A 20,201-nucleotide genomic window follows, 5' to 3' on the forward strand; every position below is an offset into this window, starting at 1 on the left:
AATAAAATTCGTAAAATGAGTAATTTGGAACACCATATGAGGTGAAAGCTGGACGTACGGTGTGGAGCAGAGGAAAAGATGAAGATTATATCAAAGTCTTGCCTATTTTATTTAGGCCATGTATGGCTACCTTTGTTCAGAGCTTAGTACCCAGTGTTGTATTTAATTTACCAATTTACGCCTATTTTACAGGTGTAAGGTAGAAAGAAACATTTTTATTAGTCGAAAATCCACTTTGGTTAAGTTCCAACCATGTATTCTCCTTCAGGTCAATTTCAAACTGATTGGCATCTCCAAAGGAATCTCCTCCTATTATTTTTTGCAAATCAGCAGATATAATTTGGAACCATGGATCTTCCTTTAATAATTCATTATTCCTAGTTTCATAAGTAATGATATACTTTCCAGATTTTATTTGTTTACCAATTGTATAGAAACCAGAATGATGTATTTTATAGACATCACCATCTTTACTAACTGGTGAAAAAGCTGATTTTTCAAGCTTAATTGTTCCTTTTCCACTAACTTGGGCTATATTTTCATCATAAAGTTTCAAACCTAAAAAATGATCACCATCTGAAAGTTGAGTACCATTAAAATAATTATCACCAACGCTTGTAACGTCATAATACCCCTCTGGAATATCCGTTCCTACATGGAAGTTGCCTTGTGTGAGTCTGTATTCGATACCTCCGCCCTTGATTTTTTTTGTTTCAAGATGTTCATTTGGAGTAAGAGATTTTATGAATTCAGGTATGGATATGATTGTGAGTAAACATACAAATGTGATAACCAAAAAAATCATTTGAGATTTTCTCATCATTTTAACCGTCCATTACTAATTTCTATAACTTCATCAAAAATCGGGAAAACATCATCTTTATTATGAGTGGCAATAATGATGGTTGCTCCTCTCTCCCGTTCTTTTTGCAATATATCAAGTACTCGTTCCACACCTTTTTCATCAATTGCATTAGTTGGTTCATCCAATAAAATAATTTCAGGTTTCTCAAAGATGGCTTGTGCTATATTCAGTCGCTGCTTCATACCTAGAGAATATTTTCTTACTTTTAATGTACCGAACCGATCCAGCGCAAGTCTCTTTATGGCGTGTTGTATATCTTCGAGCGACGCTGTTTTCTTAATCGCAGCAAGAATTTTCAAATTAGTCTCAGCATCGAATTGGGGAAGCAATTCGAGATTTTCAATAATAATGCCGATACTTGGCGGAAATGAAATATCCTTATGCAATACTTTACCATCAATGGTTACACTGCCTTCAGTTGGAATAATAAGTCCAGCTATCGCCCGAAGCAACATGGTCTTACCAGATCCATTTTTTCCAACCAAACCATAAATTCTCCCTTTTTCGAAGGTGTAAGTGATGCTTTGTAAAACATCATTTTTTTTTAGCTTCTTTGATAAGTCATGGACTTCAATCATTATAATTCCTCACATTAATTCTATTTTTTTTATTCTTATTACGGAAAGACAAAACAGAAACAAAATAATAACAATTAAAAAAAGCCCGGGCTCATTTAATTGGCCTACCGTTTGCTGCAAGTTAGGATTAGCAATAATGCCATTGCGAAAACTCATTGAAAGGTTCGGGAAAAACACATGAAACAGCACTTTTTTTTGAGTGAAACCTTCAACAATCGTTATTGATAGAAGCACATAACAATTGGTTAATATAAATGCCAATTGAGATTTCATATACAGTTCCAATATCATTTGCATCGATAAAACGGCCAAGATTGTTAACACATAAAACAATATACCTTCAAACAGGTGTGTCAATTCCAGTACAGGATTAAAATCCAAGATTGTTTGAAAAAAAGTTGTAGCGATTAATTGAGAAAAAACTAAAACCAGTACAACCCTCCACATATGGATTACTTTAGACATTAGCCATGAAATCCTACTTTTTCCCCTTAAAATGATATATTTACCGTAATCAAATAGTGAATCCGAGATGTGCCCTAATAAAATGAAGCTACTTGCAGCTATCGATATATACCAGCCCATTAAATAGGAAACTGAGTGAGGATAACTAACTGGTGTCGGTACACCATCCAAAAACGGAAAGGAAGAATGTGCTAAACTATCATTCATGAAATATACATATTGGATGAGTGCAACAATAAACAAGATGAACGCTTCATTTCTAAATTGAGTCATTTTTCAGGTAATCCTTCCTTTGAAACATGTTCCACCCAAAAACAAGCAGGACTACGACAATCGTTATTTGGCGCAAATAAATCGTTACTATACTGTACATATCACCAGAAGCTACTAATAATAAAACGATATTTGCTAGATCTCGAATCGGTGTATACAACTCTTGCATGACTAACTTATTGAAAAAGAAAGTCAATGTCACAGTAAAAAACACAAAAGAGTAAGATAATATATCTGAATTTAGGATCGTTTTAATCGCTATATAAAGAAGAGCTAGCGAGAAATAATAAAAAACAAGACCAAGAAACTCACATAATAGGATCTGAACAAAACTTACACCCTTTAAAAAAACACTTCCCAAATAGAAAAAGTTATAGCAACTTAAAATGAAAAGATGGATTGTAACGAAAATAAGAACTGCATAGAAAGCATTTAGAACATCCTTCCGATATTTTGCACCACGCATTAAATATCTAACTGTTGCTGCTGCATGACTTGGAGTTGCAGTGCTTTTTACGCACATCAAAAAAGGATAAGTGAAAAATAGTACATGTGCTTCGATTGAGTTCGGCGAATACATATTAGAGTTTATTGAGAGAAACCTGTTATAAAGTGGTTGAAGATGAACAAAGTCACTTGTTTGTTTATACCAAAGCACCACCATAAACAGGAATAAACAGAGAGTTGAAAGCAACCGTTTAGATTTCATTTATTTTCACCTCATGGAGGTACGTCAAAATATACAGAACAAGAAAAGCAAGTGTTGACGTAATAAAAATGGGTACTAAAGTCTCTAACCCATACTCGGCAAACGGTTGAAATAGATACATCACCGTTCCCTCATTTGAAATAAGGATATACCAAAATGCAAACGTTACTGGATACGCTATTTTTTTATCGTAAGTCAGCATACTAAAGCATGTACCAGCAGCCCCTATCAAACCCGCAAAAAAAGAGGTTGTTAAGGAAAATAAAAAGATACTAAGATAAGGACTTTCCACTTGCTTCTTTATAAATGTTTCCCCTGACACTCCATCATAATTGTTTGCTGAACTAAATCCGGCCATATCAAAAAAAAGAGAATTGATTAGAAAATTTATTGTTAAGGCTAAAAAAATCACAGTAAAAGACACAATAAAAGAAGCTTTAAGCTTAACAAAGAAGTATTTCTTTTTTCCTAATTTAGAAATCCAAATGTCTCTAACGCCTGTCTTCTTATCTTGTATAGGATCATCTGAGCAAATCACCAGTAAGTAGAGTGGGAGAAACCACAGTAAAATAATTTGTGTTACATGTCCAATCGTCGACCCTGAAAGAAAAAAGGCCTCCGCCAGATAGGAATCTTCATAAATATCAGCCGATAATAACTGAATAATCTCCATACAAGGAATCAGGATGATAGCTAAAATTCCAAAACGACTTAATTTATTTCTAAACACTCTACTAATTTGACTTTTCATTTTTTCTCCTTGTTATGCATTTTAAGGCTCTTAAAGGCCCCTCTTACGAATCTTTCATGATGGTAAATAGGGGCGGCTTCTAACATACATGAATATGAATATGGATATGCTATCTTCCTGTTAACGCACTGCTGGATCCCAATATCCTTCTACTTTATGTGATTTTGTAGAAAGATTATTATTTTCAGCGCCAATACGTACTGAACCACTGGCAGCTTTTTTAACTTTACTGGTATATTTTTTTCCTTGATAATATTTGCTTGGATCTGAGTAGGAAGTACCGCTCTTATCAAGCCACATTATTGTAATTGTCCCTGCACCTTCTGAAGAATAGGCCAAATTCAAATACCATGGGGCATTCTTTTCTGCGGTCGACCTTGATTGCGTCTTGGAGTATCCATTCTCGTAAGTAGTGCCCTTATCCGGATTGCTAGATGCAGGAACAGTAAAACGAAAACTTTCATCATCACTCGTATTGTTAACAGCAAAGACACTTGTACCAATACTAAAAATTGAGGCGATAATCAATACAAACATTAAAAAATTTGATTTTCTTGAAATAGTCATATTTTTCTCCTTAAATTATTATTAAATTGAAATAATCTATATTCACCTAAATAATAGTTCTCTAACGGTGCCAATTTAGAGACTCCACTCTTTAGGAAAATACCACCAAGACCAAAAAAAAAGGCCTTTATAATGGATACATCAGAATCTGTTCTCAAAATAGTAATTTCGAATGAGCTTTTTTCTAATGCGATTTCCCGAATAAAGCTTCATAATTTAAGCATCCTCAACACTTAATTCTTTGCCAATATCATAGTAATCAAATATTTCTGATACTAATTTGTGTTCTATCTTTTTTAAAGACTTTCAGCTGCAGAATATCTCATAGAATACGTAGTAATACGGCGAATATGGAAGTGATTGTAAATTATTATTTGGTTCCCTCCGCCCCCGCTAACAGTATTCTATCAACAATTAATGGCACAAGGAGTTTCGAATTTAAAACTCCCTGTGCCATTTTTGAACTTTAATTGAGTCCTTTTTATGATTCGTAGTAGAGAATATCGACCATTGCGGAGAAGGCAGGGAGTTCCATAACACAGTAATCGATGGCCGCTTTTCAAAACACCACTCCTTGTTCGTAAAGGTGATAAAATGAAGGACGGTGAATGTGCCTTTTTACCTTTGGAGTTAGATCAGGCGGCGGAAAGGGAGAGTTTATGAGCTTTTTAAATGTACAGAACCCCGAATAACCGATGCTTTTTTTAAATAATGAACACATTCGGGGTTCGGTTCATCTTATTCAATTTAAAAAATGGATCACATTCTTTTTCGTGTTTCATAATACATGTCCATTTTTGCTTCCAATCCATAACATAGATATCGACATAATACATATCTAAACGATCATCAGGTAAATCTCCAATTCCCTCCCATCTTTTTCAACAACTTATAATTAGAAACATACCAACAACTGGTCTAAAGTATTAAAGATCCCCCACCAAGAGGCACCCCGTACCCACATATATGTAAATTAATAGATTAGATAGCATTCCCGTGCAGATTTTAGTATGATGAAACGTAGGGATTTTTTCAAATTAATTGGGAGGTTCAATATAAAATGAGCTTACTTTCTATAGATAAATTAGCACACAGCTTTGGAGACCGTACCTTATTCAAGGATGTATCATTCCGCCTGATGGCCGGTGAACATGTAGGCCTGGTCGGGGCAAATGGTGTCGGGAAGTCAACGATGATGAATATCATTACAGGACAACTCATCCATGATGAAGGCCGGGTCGAATGGACACCTGGTGTCGAATATGGCTATCTTGATCAACATACGATACTTTCTAAAGGTAAATCGATTCGCGACGTATTAAGGGATGCATACTTACCTTTATTCGAGCAAGAAAAAGCATTGAATGAAGTTACAGAAAAAATGGGTACGGCCACTCCGGAAGAACTTGAAGAACTCTTGGAACAAATGGGTGAAATCCAGGACAAGCTGGAAGCCGGCGGTTTTTACAATCTGGATATTAAAATTGAAGAAGCGGCACGCGGTTTAGGGTTGGATGCAATCGGATTGGACCGTGATGTCTCTGCCCTAAGCGGTGGACAACGGACAAAGGTTTTACTAGCCAAGTTACTTTTGGAACAGCCTGAGGTACTGCTTCTTGATGAACCGACGAACTATTTGGATGTAGAGCATATCCGCTGGCTGAGCAGCTACTTAAAGGAATATCCTAATGCATTCTTATTAATTTCGCATGACACTGAGTTCATGAACGGCGTCGTCGACGTCATTTTCCATCTTGAATTTTCAAAACTGACCCGTTATACGGCAACTTATGAAAAATTCCTTGAGCTGGCTGAATTGAATAAAAACCAACATATTAACGCATATGAAAAACAGCGCGAATTCATTAAAAAGCAGGAAGATTTCATTGCAAAAAATAAAGCCCGCTATTCAACGACCGGCCGTGCAAAGAGCCGTCAAAAGCAATTGAATCGCATGGAACGTATAGATCGTCCGGAAACTGCAATGAAACCTACATTCGACTTTAAAGAATCACGTGCGAGCAGCCGTTATGTCTTTGAAGGTGAAGATTTGGAAATCGGATATGACCGCCCATTGCTTCCGAAGTTATCCATGACCATCGAACGAGGAGAAAAAATTGCCGTGGTCGGCTGTAATGGAGTTGGTAAATCCACTCTATTAAAAACGATTTTGGGTAAAATCGATCCTCTAGGCGGTAAAAGATCACTTGGGGACTTCCTTTTTTCTTCTTATTTTGAACAAGAAGTGAAAGCAGGCAATACGACGCCGATCGATGAAGTATGGAATGCATTTCCGCATCTGGACCAACCGCAGGTACGTGCCATTCTTGCCCGTGTCGGTTTGAAAAACGAGCACATTACACGTCCGATGAGCCATTTAAGCGGTGGAGAACAAGCAAAAGTGCGCCTGTGCAAACTCATGCTTACCGAAAGCAATTGGCTGTTATTCGATGAGCCGACAAACCATTTGGATGTCGTTGCAAAAGAAGAACTGAAACGTGCATTGAAAGAGTATAAAGGAACAATTGTCCTCGTATGCCATGAACCTGATTTCTATGAAGATTGGGTTACCAAAGTATGGGATGTAGAAGAATGGTCTGCCCAAAATTAATTTTTTTAGGGATGTCGCAGAACGCGGCATCCCTTTTATTTTGAAATACATAAAAAGCTGACTGAAAATTCTCCTTCAGTCAGCTTTCATCTCAACAGGCAGCTTAAACTCTTTCCGCCACCAAGGTATATGTTTTCGGAAGTCCAATATCGTGGATTTTATGATTCGGTTCTTCCTCGAGTACTTTAATAACAAGCCCTGATTGACCTATTGACGTTATAAGTTCCCCGATTGTCCATTTACGCTGTACAACTCTTGAAAGGCTCCCTTTTTCCTCATCCGGCAAATGCTTTGAAAAAGCGACCTCATTGTTTTCGATTGCCGGAGCGAAATAGTTACCTGTGATTTTATGTTTTTTACCACTTGAAGTAATGAGCTTTGTTGAAATCGGGTGAAATTCATGCAGTATGAATCGGCCTCCAGGTTTCAGCAACTTTTTGATTTTTTCAAATAACGGCTGTAGATCTATTAAGTAGTGAAGCACACCGAGCTCCATTAATACCAAATCCTGATTCCCTGATTCATGCTCGGATGATAGTGAAAGGACATCCGAAACGATATACTCGATTGAGACATTGGCGCTACTTGCCAGCTCATTTGCAAACATTGCGTTTTCCTGGGAAAAATCAACAACTTTCACTTCAGCTCCCAATATGGCGAGGGCAACTGCTTTAACACCGTTCGATCCCATCAAATGAGTAATTTTTTTACCGGATATATCTCCCATATATTTATAAAAAGGGTGCAGTCTCCATTTTGGATTTTGCTTGACTTTTGATGCCAATTCCACGGGATTTCCATAACGGTTGACAAGCGCTAAATAATTATTCTGGTTCCACGCCTGTTCATTTTCCGCTGTGAACCCCTGTTGCTCGGCAGATAAGTAAGCATGGATCTCCGCACTGTACTTTCTCATTTCTTCGTCATATAAATAACTGTATAACGACCTGCACCAAACCTCCATATCCCCCATCTTTAATGACAAACGATAAGGGTCGGTTTTAATGGTCGTGTTAAACCAGCAGTGAACAGTGGCAGAAACCCCCTCGACATCCATTAGAAAGAAGGCAGTCTCAGGACTTCTTTCAGGCTTTGTTGGGGAGTATTCAGAAAAAAGATTTAAAGCCTCGTTAAAGACATCCCATTGTACATCAATATCGATGTTCTTAAACTGATCAATATCCACTCCTTGCACGAACAGAGCAGATCGACCTGTATATTGGTATGGAATATTAGCTTGATCCAACATGTTCGCCATTAATGTGATTGAATGATAATAACTTGCCTTCATATGAACCTCCTAAACATTAAAAGAACATGACAATTATTCTTCTATAGCAAATTTCAAACCGGTACTCGTAATGGCAATCAGCTCTTCATCTTGGCGGTCTATGCCATAAACGAGTAATGTAACAAGCATATATATGGCTCTGAACCGGGCTAAGCTCTCTGTTTCCTTTTCGATTTGACCATAGATTTCATAAAAGCCTCGGCGCGCCTCTTTTGGAAAATAACTGTATAAAAAGGAGAAATCAATGGCTGGATTCCCGACATGAACATCTCCCCAATCAATGATACCTGCAAGGACGCCTTCGTCATCAAGTAAAACATTCCGGATATGAATGTCTCCGTGAACGAGTGAAATCGGATGCTGAACATCCAATTCTCCTAGCTCTTCAACAAAATCCTTAACAGCATACGCCTGTTCAAAGTATCCTAGTTTTAATAGATTTGAGACATTTTCCATTAGTGATTTCTTTCGATAGGATACATCAAGCCTCATCATCCCATCAGGCTGCACACCTAAACGCATAGCCCTTTCCACAGGGAAACTGTGAAGGACTTTCAAAAAATGGGCAAACCTTTTTGCCGATTCGACCTTATTTGCCAAAGATCCTTCTACAGGCAAGTGTCCCTTTACCATTTTATAACCGGTAAAAGGATATGGATATATGGTACTTGGTTTCCCAAAAAAGATCGGCTCAGGGATATCAAGTGGCAAAGTGCCTGCAATGGAAGGCAAAAGTTGATTCTCCACCTGAATCAGCGTAACTGCTATAGGGCGTCGGGGGAAACGGAATACAAATTCCCCATTGATTTGTATGACCGTGTTATCGAAACCCTCCCCAAGTTGCTTGATCTCTTTCAACTCAATTTCCGGAAACTGCAGCATGATTAATTTCCCTGCTAGCTCCAGCGAAACTGGAAATTCTGCCAACCAAGGCTTTTCCACTCCCGTCTCCCCCTTTTACCGGTTTCTCCCTCTATTGGGGCTGCTGCCAGATCCACCTCTAAGATTACTTGGCCCTTGTGTACTAGTAGATCTACGGGTGTCTCTTTGATTTCCTCGTAGATTGTCATGCTTTGGTCCACGGCTGTCTTCCGAGCGGCCACCCCGCGGATTCTCTCGCCTTGGTTCGCGTCCGTTTTCCGAACGGCCTCCCCGTGAATCCTCACGTATAGGTCCACGGCCATTTTCCGAACGGCTTCCCCGTGAATCCTCACGTTTGGGTCCGCGGCTGTTTTCCGAACGGCTTCCCCGTGAATCCTCACGTTTGGGTCCGCGGCTGTTTTCCGAACGGCTTCCCCGTGAATCCTCACGTTTGGGTCCGCGGCTGTTTTCCGAACGGCTTCCCCGTGAATCCTCACGTTTGGGTCCGCGGCTGTTTTCCATCCGGCCTCCCCGTGGTTTCTCTCTCTCGACTTCACGATTGTCAGCTTGATTTACAGAACGGTGACTGCCTCGATTCGGTCCTCTCGTATCTATCCGTTCCCGATGCTTCCTTCCCCCTCCCGAACGCGGGCGGCGGGTATCCTCATCAGAAGAGTCTTCATAACGCTTCCTTTTTTGCCTCACCTCATCAGGTTGGAACATTTTCACTCCTTCAATCGTCCTTCTTTCGATTTTCATGGAGATCCCTTTTTCAATATCGCTTAAAAGCTGAAGATCCTTCGTTGCTATGAAGGTTACAGCCAAGCCATTCTCACCCGCTCGGCCCGTCCGGCCAATTCGATGGATGTAACTTTCTGCATCCTCGGGAACATCATAATTAAACACATGGGTCACGCCTTCTACATCGAGCCCTCGTGCAGCAACGTCCGTTGCCACTAAATATTGAAGCTTTGCGTCTCTGAAGTTTTTCATGACACGCTCCCGCTTTGCCTGTGAAAGGTCACCGTGCAGCTCTTCAGAATTGAATCCAGCTGCCTTCAGGGCATCATTCAAAACCGAAACGCGACGTTTTGTACGGCAAAATATAATCGCAAGGTATGGCTGTTCTTCTTTGATCATGTTGATTAGTGAAGACTGTTTGGCACGATCGGTGGTCTCGATGACAAGCTGCCTGATTTTCTCGACCGTTACTTGTTCAGCCTTCACAGCGGCAGTTAATGGTTTAGTCATGTAACGTTTAGCCAATTGATGCACCTGTTCAGGCATCGTCGCTGAAAAGAGCAACGTTTGGCGCTCCTCTGGAAGCTGTCCCATGATCTCTTCCACTTCTGGTAAAAATCCAATATGAAGCATTTGATCAGCTTCATCAAGCACGAGTGTTTGAGTTTGTGATAGATCGATGGTGCCTCTCCTTAAATGATCTAATAACCTGCCTGGCGTGGCGACCACCACGGAGATGTTTCTTGTCAGCTTTTTCATTTGCTGCTCGACATCCTGTCCGCCATAAACTGCAAGCACTTGAAGTCCTTCGATTTCATTAGCGAATTTTTTCAATTCAGCAGTGATTTGCAAAGCCAATTCTCTAGTTGGCGTGACGATCAGTGATTGTATGTGGGATGCGGCGGGATCGACTTTTTCCAGGATTGGCAGCAAAAATGCCAAAGTCTTCCCCGTCCCCGTCTGCGCCTTCGCGATGACATCCCTTCCAGCAAGAATATCTGGTATCGATTTCTCCTGAATTGGGGTAGGTGAGGATATTCCTATTTGCTTTAATATCATGTTAATCGCCGGGCTGACGCCAAGGTCGATGAATTCTGTCATGTATGGGCCTACTTTCTGAATTTCTTCATTTAATTGACTGGTAAATCCACTTTAATGGTAACAGCTTCCTTCACTCTTATGTCATTTTCCTTAGTCTAAGCTATTTGTTAGTATATCATTATCTATTTTCGAGAAAACCTGTACCTTAAAATTTTTCATCCTATTGTACTTTAGTTATTTTTCTAATATAATTTATAAGATTTATTATCCATATATCGAGCTACTTACTTGAAAAAGGGTAAGCATCTCCTCCTTGTAGATTTTTACAAGGATTTTTTGTATATAAAAAAGGAGTGACCGCATGTTTAAATTAAAAGAACGGAATTCAAATATTAAGACGGAAGTACTTGCGGGACTTACAACCTTTTTAACTCTGGCTTATATTATCGTTGTAAACCCCATGATCCTTTCTGATGCCGGTGTTCCATTCGACCAGGCATTCACAGCAACCATAATCGCAATAATAATCGGTACCCTATGCATGGCCTTTTTAGCCAATTACCCAATTGTCATAGCACCGGCAATGGGATTGAATGCTTATTTTGCATACTCGGTATTGGGAACCCATGATATTTCATACACAGTTGCCTTCTCTGCAGTCTTTGTTACCGGTATCATCTTTATCCTTTTATCCCTTACCTCTTTCCGCTCAAAATTGATCGAGGCCATCCCAAATAACTTGAAGCATGCAATCAGTGCCGGAATCGGACTTTTCATCACCTTCATCGGACTTCGTTTGTCAGGTGTCGTAACACAGCATGAATCCAACCTGGTTACCCTTGGAAGCTTCAGGGATTCCAGTGTGGCGCTTACATTGGTAGGTTTGGTCATAACGATCGTGCTGATCGTTCGCAATGTGCAAGGAGCGATATTCATCGGAATGATCATGACTGCCATAATCGCTTTCTTTACAGGACAATTGGAAATTAACGGTCTAGTTTCCACTCCTTCCTTACCTGAAGGGATAATAGTTGCCAATCCCATCACATCTATCGCCGATGTGATTAACTACGGGCTTTATGGCGTCGTCTTCTCCATTTTGCTTGTGATGCTTTTCGATACGACCGGTGCCTTATTAGGCATTGTCCGTCAAGCTGGATTGCTGAAGGAAAATAAGCTTGAAAAATCCGGAAGTGCCTTCTTTGCGGATTCCATCGGCACTACTGTTGGCGCCATGTTCGGTACAAGCCCGACCGCTGCCTCAGTTGAATCATCAGCTGGTGTAGGAGCGGGCGGCAAGACAGGTTTAACCGCGTTGGTAGTGGCCATCCTTTTCTTAATAACCGCCTTCTTCAGCCCGCTGATAGGAGCTGTCTCAAATGTAGCGGCAATCACGGCACCAAGCTTGATCATCGTCGGAAGCATGATGATTAAAAGCATTAATGAAATTGACTGGACACACTTTGATGAATCATTCCCAGCCTTTTTGGTCATTGTCGCCATGCCTTTAACATCAAGTATCGCCAACGGGATCGCACTCGGATTCATCGCCTATCCCATATTAAAAATGGCGAGAGGCAAATTCCGGGAAGTGCATCCGTTCGTCTACATGTTTGCCGTTCTATTCCTTTACCAACTGATTTTCCTGGCTTGATCATTTCGTGAATGACATCATGGGAGAATAAAAAGGAGTGTTCAATTCAGGTTAATTGAACACTCCTTTATTTGTTTACGTGCCATTATTTTATAACGTTTTCTTTCTGCTTACCTTTAATCACACTTGGTACTCCAACTGCCGTGCAATTATCGGGAACGGATGTCAAAACAACTGCATTTGCTCCCACTTTCGAATTCGTGCCAATTCGGATGCCGCCCAATATTTTAGCGCCTACTCCAATATATGCATAATCACAAACCTCAGGAGCTTTTCTGCTTTCTTTACTTTGCCCGAACGTTACTTGATGCAATATAGTAACATGATCACCTATTTTAGTAAACGGATTGATTATAATGCCTTTAGCTCCATGTGGCAGACGTAAATCCTTTCCAATTTGACATTGCCCAGGAAATTCGCAATTCAGGAAAAGTCTTATGATTAACAAATCTACCATGCGGTACAAAATCCATAATACTTGTTTAAAGATTGGAACGTTCACTTTATAGTAAATTATATTGCCTATCCGGTAAACAAACATGACGATTATTCCGTGGATTCCGCCCAGCCTCCCCCAGTTACTAATAAATTCCAATTTATTTATCCATTTAAATAATCCCATAGCAAACCTCCTAGGAGCATGAATCTAATTCATCAAACAGGGATAGTAGTTTTTCCTCTTCATTCTCCCAATTATATTCTTGTCTATATGCAGCTTTTCCTCGTTCCCCCATGTTCGCGGCCATGGCTGGGGATTCCAGTAAATAAACCGCTTTTTGAACCATATCATCCATGTTTGCTACATCGGCCGACACTCCACAGCGCCATTTATCCAGTACATCTTGAATAAGAAAATCAGAAACCATAAATGGAATGCCAGCGGCCATATATTCAAAACACTTTGTTGTTTTACCACCCATGAAATTAGGATCAGGAACTAAAAATGCCATGCCTGCATGTGCTTTCTGGATGGACTCGAATGCTTTATCAAAGGCCATTACACCCTCTAGACTGATATAATCTTCCAAGCCGTTGTCAAGGATGAATGTTTTCAATTTTTCGATGTATACTTCACTGCCCGTTCCAATAATCTTCATTTGAAACACTTTCTTTAATTCTACTAATCTTTTTGCAAGAAGCAGCATGGTTTCCCCGCCACGTATATCAGAGATGCTTCCTAGGTAGATAAAGGTGAAAACATCTTCTTTTCCTTTGATTTCTTTCATTTCAGGAATTTTCGGGTAATTGTAAACATCTGTTGTTGGACAAGTTAAGAACTGATAATCCTCTTTATACGTCATTTCTGCAAACACGACCCCGCTGCATGCCCTTAGCAATCGTTTCTCCAAATGACGATACATACTCAATGCAATTTCCGGGATTTTTTTTCTCATAAGGACCTTTGGTACATTTTCATGCATGTCATAAACAATGACTGGATGATAACGGGGAATCCTCCTAATGATGCTCATTAAAATCAGCAGCTCCGGATCATGAAACTGAATCACATCAGGTTTATCTTTCTTAATCTTCCGGTAGAGAGCAGTCCAATTTAACATACGCCCTTTCCTGGATTTCTTAGGCAACAGTTCAACTTCTATATTGGCAGGTATATGATCAGGGATTAGGTTACTTTCAATCGCTATATGCTTCACTTTGTACATTCCTGTTTCTCCAAAAGAAAAAGCTTGCCGAAAATAAATCCTCGTATCATTCCATGGGTGCACCGAACTAATATTATAAAATAACTTCATCTGTTATCTCCCTTTTGTAAATCTGACCCTAACAATAAATACATGATAACGAAAGTAAAAAACATCCCGCCTGTCACAAACGTTGTTGTAAGCGCAGTATCCGCTAAACACCATGCAGGTACAACAAACAGGATTATGCCGACACCTTGCCACTTTTCATTTTGCGTCAAGCTATCATAAAACCATAATATCGCTGCTAAGATCACTGTATAAACCAAGAATCCAATATAACCGAAATTAGCAAAAGCATCGGCGAACATATTGGCATTGGCTGCCATTTGAGGTCGGCCAAAGTACTCTGTACCGATAATGTATGGCGGACTCTTGTCATAAACAGGATCTATGAATTCTTCTAAAATGCTATACGACAGCAAGGCTTTTGGATGAGTTGAAAAGAAGTCTACATAATAGGTTGTCAGCAAACCCGGTGTGATAATCATTCTTCTGGCAAACAAATTAGATAAATATGTCTGATCAAGAATACAATCCAGAAAAATGCTGATGCCTAACAGCGAGCAAAGACTTACACAAAAAAGTATGGAGAAATCCCTTCCCTTCTTCCGAAAAGCAATGAATACAATGATTAATAATCCAGTCGATAAAAGAGTGGATTTCAATCCATTGACGGTGTACAAAAGGTATTGCAGCCCTAGTCCGATAACCACATATGTATATTTTTTTTTGCATAAGCCAATGGTCACGATTAATGGATTACATACTTTTGCAAGCCACTGTATAATATAGCCTGCAAGAGGGGTTAGTTTTGTTCGAAAGGTCATTCGCTTATCATAGATATCCTCAGAATTTATAGGAGGCTTTAGACTAGTTCCGCCCGAAACTTTGAAGATGTAAAGAAAAAAAATCAATAATGTTATAACAAAAATGATTTTTAATAGACCGAGATTAACATTAGGAGGTGTAAACTTCATGGCTGGCAATCTATTTACATTTCCAATGATAAGTAAACAAAAAAACAAAAGAACATTCGTATATATAAAATCAGGCTGCAGCGTAAATAAATAGTTCGGAACCCATACTACCGGTATATAGACAATAAAATACAAAATCCAGAAAACGAGTTCCGATGGCTTATCCAGTTCCTTTTTTATGAATATGGCTGGCAATATAATAAAAAACATGGAAATTACTATCATGACTGCACTTGAATGTTGCCGATATATATACCCCATATAAGCATATTCAGGGGAAATAAAGTAAACGTAGGATATATCCAGTAACCAGACGTATATTCCTACCAGACCCAGTAGAATCAGCTTCATTTTTTTAGGTTATCCTCTCGATCTATGGAATGTATCGCCCTATAGCCAAGGAGAGCAAAAAAGTAGTAACTGGCCCCCATACAAATGCTAAAGTATAAAATGGCTGCTTCAGCCGAAGCCCCTGAAAAGAAAATGACCAGTACTCCAGAAGATGACAGTAACATCCTTGAAACATCCCATAAAAGCTGAGTCCGTTGTTTTTTGATTAAAAACAATATTTGGGAAACTGGCATGACAATCACTTGACTAATAAACATAAATGACATCAATGTCACATATTCACCGGAAACACGCCACTCTTCTCCAAAAACAAAGCTGAAGAGACCGGGTGCTATCCATGCCAAAATTGCCATTAACGGCACACCTAACATGGCCGTTTTAGTAATAATGCTCTTATACAAATGTAAAACTCTTCCTGGTTCATTTGAAATGCTTTTTGCCACTTCGGCATAGAATACTGTCGAAATACTCGCTCCCAACAAACTAATGGGTAAACCGATCGTTTTTGTAGCCATGGAAAAATGCCCTGTCACGTCAGGTCCGTATAGACGCATCAATAACAAAAAAATGATTTGCAGAGATAAGGAACTTAAGAGGGTTGACCATGTGGAGTATTTGGCGAATTTCTCATATTTTTTAAGCAAATAACCGATTCTCCTATAGTTCACTTTTGGCCAATGCATTTGCTTTAAGAAATATCGCCAAATGTACACAAGGGTAATTGCCCGTCCAATCATATCTCCCGCTATTAAACCTATTCCTGGAGTCACATGATTAATGGAAATAAGTGAGAACTGACTTATTACATTGCTAATCGATTGAAGCAGTTTAGAATGAGTTATCCCCTTAAACTTATCTTCTTTTAACATCCAGTAACTCATCACTTGATATATTCCAGCAAAAAACAGGCCAATTGAAAGCAAAAGGTCATTCATAATCGAAGCTTCTATACCGTATAATCGAAATAATGATAGATTAAGGAATCCTAAACCTATATTCAGGATACAAACGACGGCAATCGTAAATATACTAATGTACATCAAGTGAACCGTATTACTATGTTTTTTTTCTAAAGGAATCGCCTTTTCTAAACAAAGAGATGCAAATGACATGAGAATCGCCAAAAGTGACGTATAGGTTGAAAACACACCAAAATCTTCTGGTGTATATATTCTTGTCAGTATGGGAGAACTTGCGAATAGAATAAGCTGTGCAAGTGAATTCCCTGTTAATAATAAAAGGATTTTATTTATAAATTCATTTTTTATTTTCATATTTTCAACCACGCCACATCTCTATTTTATATACTCATTTATGTTTTCGGATTAGCCTAATTTATCGTTCGTTAACGTTTCTTTAATAAGATCCGCTGGATAGTGCATGATCCAGTCAAGAATCGATAAATTTTTTACACATTCCTTCTCATTTTTCACATAATAGACAGGATGAATGAAATTTTGATAGACAAGATCAATTCCTTCTTTACGAAACAATTCTTCTTCCAAATAATCCTTTCCGCTTTTCCCGCTCATATAGCATGTACCACCGGTCTGCTTTAGTAAGCTGACTAATCTCTCTGTTTTTCCAAAGGATGTGTTAAAATCTGTGGAAAGGTGTGTTTCTCCTTCATAGTTTAAGTAATTTAAGATCAATTCAATTAAATGAATATTTAAATCGACTAATAAAGCGTGTTCTTTTTGATATGCTTCTTCTAACAGCGGGAAAAAATCTTGAAAGTGCCGAGTTTTTTTATAAACTTCTGAGATTTGCTTCAAGTGATTCCTTTTCCATTTTTGATTTGGGGAATGGTAACTGATTAATTTTTCATGTAACATTTCAGGTTTTTTTTGAATTGGTACAGTTAGCCTTGACTCTTTTCCATCAGCACCTAGGATATATGTTTTATTTTGAAAATTACTTGAAGAATATTTCACATCCGACAAATATATAAATGAATCCGATTGGAAAACCTTATGAATCAAACCAATCCAGGGCAGGAAATTAGGCTGGTGAATTGCGACTATCTTCTTTTTTCCCACCTACAATACCTCTTTTGAAAAAATTAATAGGAACGTCTCTGCGTATTTACAATTCACTTGGGAACCCCTCCAACTCCCGATATGCTCCGCATTCACTAAATAATGCCCCATATAACCTGTTAGCTGAGATTGGAACAAGGTTATCATTTGTTTTTTATCTTCCATGAACTCTGTAATATCACTATAAATATTCGGGTGAAATTGATTGGCAGCGATGTTATTATTTTGGTTAATTTGTTCGAATTCATATAGGCTAAATTGTTTTTTCCTAAAACAGCTTCTTACGACCTTTGATAATTTTTGATGATCTTGATGACTGTCATTCATCCAATGTGTGTAGACTTCGTCTGGATTCATCTTTTCAATGATATTGTCGAGCTCTTTTATTAATTTATGAAGAGGAATATCCTCAACGTTATTACCCTCACAGTACTTAGAAAACCGTACCTCATATCCGAAATTCTTTGATGACTCCATTGCCTCTTGTTTCCTGACCTCGATATTCGAAGGTATGGAAAATATGATGTTGATAATGTGATGTCCTTGATTCAATAGCTTACGAATGGTACCGCCCATACTAATTTCCGCATCATCCGGATGTGCTGTTACTAGCAATATTTTTTTCATCATGTTCCTCCATTTAAAGCTTGTTCAATGATAGATATCGCTTTAAGTGTAATGTTCTTTTGTTCCCTGTACGCTGTTCGATTTTTCCTTAAAATATATTCCGAAAATTCAGTGATTTCGTACAGCAAACTATTATCAATAATAGGTTCACTTATCGTTTCTTCAATGTCATTAATGATACTGCGGTAACTAATCGTTCGAATATCGTATAACGAGTGAAAACGCAAGGTTCCGTTCTCTCCGTAAATTTCCGATATTGAATCATTCGTTAAGTTAATTTTTGAAATCAACATGGTTATTTTATAATCTTTATATTCAAAAATGCACGTGCCGCCTAAATCAATGTTTTTTTCAATCAGTTGTTTAAAATAAAAACTTTTAACGGGAACACCAAATAATTGAATGGCCACATAAATAGGATAAATACCAATTGTCCTTAACGTACCGCCACCATGATTTTCATCGAAAAGTGGAGCTTTTCCCCCTTTTAATAAGGCCGAATACTGCTTGGAATAGTTTTGATACTTTATGGTTGCCCCATGAATTTCCCCTAACTTTTTAATAGCATTCTTTAAAATTTGAAAGTTAGGTTCATAAATGGACCTTATTGCCTCAAACACAAAAACATTTTGTTTTTCTGCAGCATGGAAAACTCGATTGGCTTGATCGACTGTCATAAATGCCGTTTTCTCCACAATAACGTTCTTTCCATGCTCAATGGCTGCCATCGCTGGTTCATAATGGGAGGCATTGGGAGTGGCTATATAAACAGTATCTAGCTCATCATCTTCAAAAACTTCATTCAGGGATCCATAAACTTTAGAAACTCCTTTTTCTTTAGCAAGTTCCTTGGCAAAATGGAATCTTCTTCCCCAAATTCCTATCACCTCTCCATTTGAACTTTCATTAATGGCATCAATCATTGCACGACTTATCGGACCTGACCCCACCACTCCAATCCTATTTTTAATCGCCATGTTCCACTACCTGTTTACACTTCGCTACAATGTATTTCAAATCCTCATCGGACAGATCCAAGTGACAAGGTAACGTGAAGTGAGATTCACGAAATCTATCGGCATTCGGGAGTGATGCAAGGCGATATTCCTCTAGCAATGTGGGCTGTAAATGTAATGGGACCCCATAACAATGCCCCGTGCTTATTTGACACTCTTTTAAATGCTTTTTAAATGTTTCGCATTGCTCTTTGCTTTTAGACATGACGATAATTTTATAAAATGAAGATTCATTGTGGTCGGATGAAGCTTGGAAGTAAAGACCGTGTTCTTGAAAGATATCTTTTAAATTCTCTTTATAAAAATGGAAGATTTCCTGCCTGACCTGGATCATCCCATAAGCTTCCTGAACTTGCAGATAGCCAAGCAATGCATTAAATTCACTAAGAAGCATGTCACCGGATAATACTTGATTGACTGCACCATTTTCATTCCCATGGTGCCTTAACAACTCACAGTATTTGATTAAATCTATATCATCCGATGTAATGACACCGCCTGTGGCACTTGTAACAATTTTAGTGGGGTACATCGAAAAAACCCCAGCAAATCCAATTGTACCGGCTTTATATCCATTTATAGTGGCACCAAATGCATGTGAAGCATCTTCGATTAGATAAAGATCATTCTCATCACAAAACTCTTTAATTTCAAAGATGTTGTCAGGGATCTTTCCAGCAATATACGTAATTAAGACAACTTTCGTTTTAGGAGTCACGGCGTTCTTCAGACTATTTAAATCCAAATTGAAATCCTCTAAATTAATGTCACAAAGAACGACTCTTCCTTTCGCATTTTTCACCGCATATACTGGAGAAATAAACGTATTGCTTGGCATGATCACTTCTTTGTCTTCAACATCCAGGTACTTTAAGATAATTTCAATGGCTGCCGTGGCACTAGAAAGTGCGACAGCATACTTAGAATCACTGTATTGTCTGATGCTTTCTTCAAATTTCCGAGTATACTCACCTAAAATTAACCTGCCAGAATCCAAAATGTGCTCAATGTTCTTAAGGTATTCGCGTTTTACCCAACCTGTTATCACTGGCTTTGTATTTACGATATTCTCCATGGA

General features: G+C 38.6%; 19 protein-coding genes. 2 read left to right on the forward strand and 17 right to left on the reverse strand.

Features of this window, described 5'->3' with window-relative positions:
• Positions 1-181: 181 nt before the first annotated feature.
• The 6 genes from NYE63_RS27950 to NYE63_RS27975 all read right to left on the reverse strand — a co-directional run bounded on the left by NYE63_RS27950 (position 182) and on the right by NYE63_RS27975 (position 4,208).
• Positions 182-823, reverse strand: a complete 642-nt coding sequence (locus tag NYE63_RS27950) for a hypothetical protein (protein WP_342603605.1) — start codon at positions 821-823, stop codon at positions 182-184.
• Entirely contained in the window at positions 820-1,443 is a 624-nt protein-coding gene (locus NYE63_RS27955) for an ABC transporter ATP-binding protein (protein WP_342603606.1), read from the reverse strand. The genes NYE63_RS27950 and NYE63_RS27955 overlap by 4 nt, the downstream gene beginning before the upstream one ends.
• Before the next feature lie 9 nt (positions 1,444-1,452).
• Positions 1,453-2,181, reverse strand: coding sequence for a DUF2705 family protein (locus NYE63_RS27960; RefSeq protein WP_342603607.1), 729 nt, complete (start codon positions 2,179-2,181; stop codon positions 1,453-1,455).
• Positions 2,168-2,890: a WxPxxD family membrane protein gene (locus tag NYE63_RS27965; RefSeq protein WP_342603608.1), complete on the reverse strand. Its 723-nt coding sequence runs from the start codon at positions 2,888-2,890 to the stop codon at positions 2,168-2,170. Before NYE63_RS27965 ends, NYE63_RS27960 begins: the two co-directional genes overlap by 14 nt.
• Entirely contained in the window at positions 2,880-3,641 is a 762-nt protein-coding gene (locus NYE63_RS27970; RefSeq protein WP_342603609.1) for a hypothetical protein, read from the reverse strand. The genes NYE63_RS27965 and NYE63_RS27970 overlap by 11 nt, the downstream gene beginning before the upstream one ends.
• Before the next feature lie 120 nt (positions 3,642-3,761).
• Positions 3,762-4,208, reverse strand: coding sequence for a DUF2712 domain-containing protein (locus NYE63_RS27975; RefSeq protein WP_342603610.1), 447 nt, complete (start codon positions 4,206-4,208; stop codon positions 3,762-3,764).
• Between the two features lie 1,060 nt (positions 4,209-5,268).
• Here NYE63_RS27975 and NYE63_RS27980 point away from each other — a divergent pair.
• Entirely contained in the window at positions 5,269-6,819 is a 1,551-nt protein-coding gene (locus NYE63_RS27980) for an ABC-F family ATP-binding cassette domain-containing protein (RefSeq protein ID WP_342603611.1), read from the forward strand.
• Between the two features lie 103 nt (positions 6,820-6,922).
• On the opposite strand, the gene NYE63_RS27985 is transcribed toward NYE63_RS27980, so the two are convergent.
• The 3 genes from NYE63_RS27985 to NYE63_RS27995 are packed head-to-tail and all read right to left on the reverse strand — an operon-like array spanning position 6,923 to position 10,813.
• Positions 6,923-8,110 carry a class I SAM-dependent methyltransferase gene (locus NYE63_RS27985; protein ID WP_342603612.1) on the reverse strand — a complete coding sequence of 396 codons (1,188 nt, stop codon included), beginning with the start codon at positions 8,108-8,110 and terminating at the stop codon, positions 6,923-6,925.
• 33 nt (positions 8,111-8,143) lie between these two features.
• Positions 8,144-9,052 carry a phosphotransferase gene (locus NYE63_RS27990; RefSeq protein WP_342603613.1) on the reverse strand — a complete coding sequence of 303 codons (909 nt, stop codon included), beginning with the start codon at positions 9,050-9,052 and terminating at the stop codon, positions 8,144-8,146.
• Between the two features lie 15 nt (positions 9,053-9,067).
• Positions 9,068-10,813: a DEAD/DEAH box helicase gene (locus tag NYE63_RS27995; protein WP_342603614.1), complete on the reverse strand. Its 1,746-nt coding sequence runs from the start codon at positions 10,811-10,813 to the stop codon at positions 9,068-9,070.
• Between the two features lie 301 nt (positions 10,814-11,114).
• On the opposite strand from NYE63_RS27995, the gene NYE63_RS28000 reads away from it, so the two are divergent.
• Positions 11,115-12,407, forward strand: coding sequence for an NCS2 family permease (locus NYE63_RS28000; RefSeq protein WP_342603615.1), 1,293 nt, complete (start codon positions 11,115-11,117; stop codon positions 12,405-12,407).
• Between the two features lie 85 nt (positions 12,408-12,492).
• On the opposite strand, the gene NYE63_RS28005 is transcribed toward NYE63_RS28000, so the two are convergent.
• Genes NYE63_RS28005 through NYE63_RS28040 form a run of 8 tightly spaced genes read right to left on the reverse strand, consistent with a single transcriptional unit; the run spans position 12,493 to position 20,198 of the window.
• The gene (locus NYE63_RS28005) at positions 12,493-13,029 is read right to left on the reverse strand and encodes a hypothetical protein (protein WP_342603616.1); all 537 of its coding nucleotides are present in this window, start codon (positions 13,027-13,029) and stop codon (positions 12,493-12,495) included.
• A 10-nt stretch (positions 13,030-13,039) separates the two neighbouring features.
• Positions 13,040-14,161, reverse strand: coding sequence for a glycosyltransferase (locus NYE63_RS28010; RefSeq protein ID WP_342603617.1), 1,122 nt, complete (start codon positions 14,159-14,161; stop codon positions 13,040-13,042).
• The gene (locus NYE63_RS28015) at positions 14,158-15,441 is read right to left on the reverse strand and encodes a hypothetical protein (protein WP_342603618.1); all 1,284 of its coding nucleotides are present in this window, start codon (positions 15,439-15,441) and stop codon (positions 14,158-14,160) included. Before NYE63_RS28015 ends, NYE63_RS28010 begins: the two co-directional genes overlap by 4 nt.
• Positions 15,438-16,715: an oligosaccharide flippase family protein gene (locus NYE63_RS28020; protein WP_342603619.1), complete on the reverse strand. Its 1,278-nt coding sequence runs from the start codon at positions 16,713-16,715 to the stop codon at positions 15,438-15,440. Before NYE63_RS28020 ends, NYE63_RS28015 begins: the two co-directional genes overlap by 4 nt.
• A gap of 51 nt (positions 16,716-16,766) precedes the next feature.
• Positions 16,767-17,480 (reverse strand): WbqC family protein, encoded by a 714-nt coding sequence (locus NYE63_RS28025; RefSeq protein ID WP_342603620.1) that lies wholly within the window; start codon positions 17,478-17,480, stop codon positions 16,767-16,769.
• Positions 17,481-18,107 (reverse strand): PIG-L deacetylase family protein, encoded by a 627-nt coding sequence (locus tag NYE63_RS28030; RefSeq protein WP_342603621.1) that lies wholly within the window; start codon positions 18,105-18,107, stop codon positions 17,481-17,483. It abuts the gene before it with no gap.
• Positions 18,107-19,084 carry a Gfo/Idh/MocA family oxidoreductase gene (locus tag NYE63_RS28035; protein ID WP_342603622.1) on the reverse strand — a complete coding sequence of 326 codons (978 nt, stop codon included), beginning with the start codon at positions 19,082-19,084 and terminating at the stop codon, positions 18,107-18,109. The genes NYE63_RS28030 and NYE63_RS28035 overlap by 1 nt, the downstream gene beginning before the upstream one ends.
• Entirely contained in the window at positions 19,074-20,198 is a 1,125-nt protein-coding gene (locus NYE63_RS28040; RefSeq protein ID WP_342603623.1) for a DegT/DnrJ/EryC1/StrS family aminotransferase, read from the reverse strand. Before NYE63_RS28040 ends, NYE63_RS28035 begins: the two co-directional genes overlap by 11 nt.
• Positions 20,199-20,201 lie beyond the last annotated feature (3 nt).

The organism is Peribacillus sp. FSL E2-0159 (assembly GCF_038643155.1).
GTDB classification, from domain to species: domain Bacteria; phylum Bacillota; class Bacilli; order Bacillales; family DSM-1321; genus Peribacillus; species Peribacillus simplex.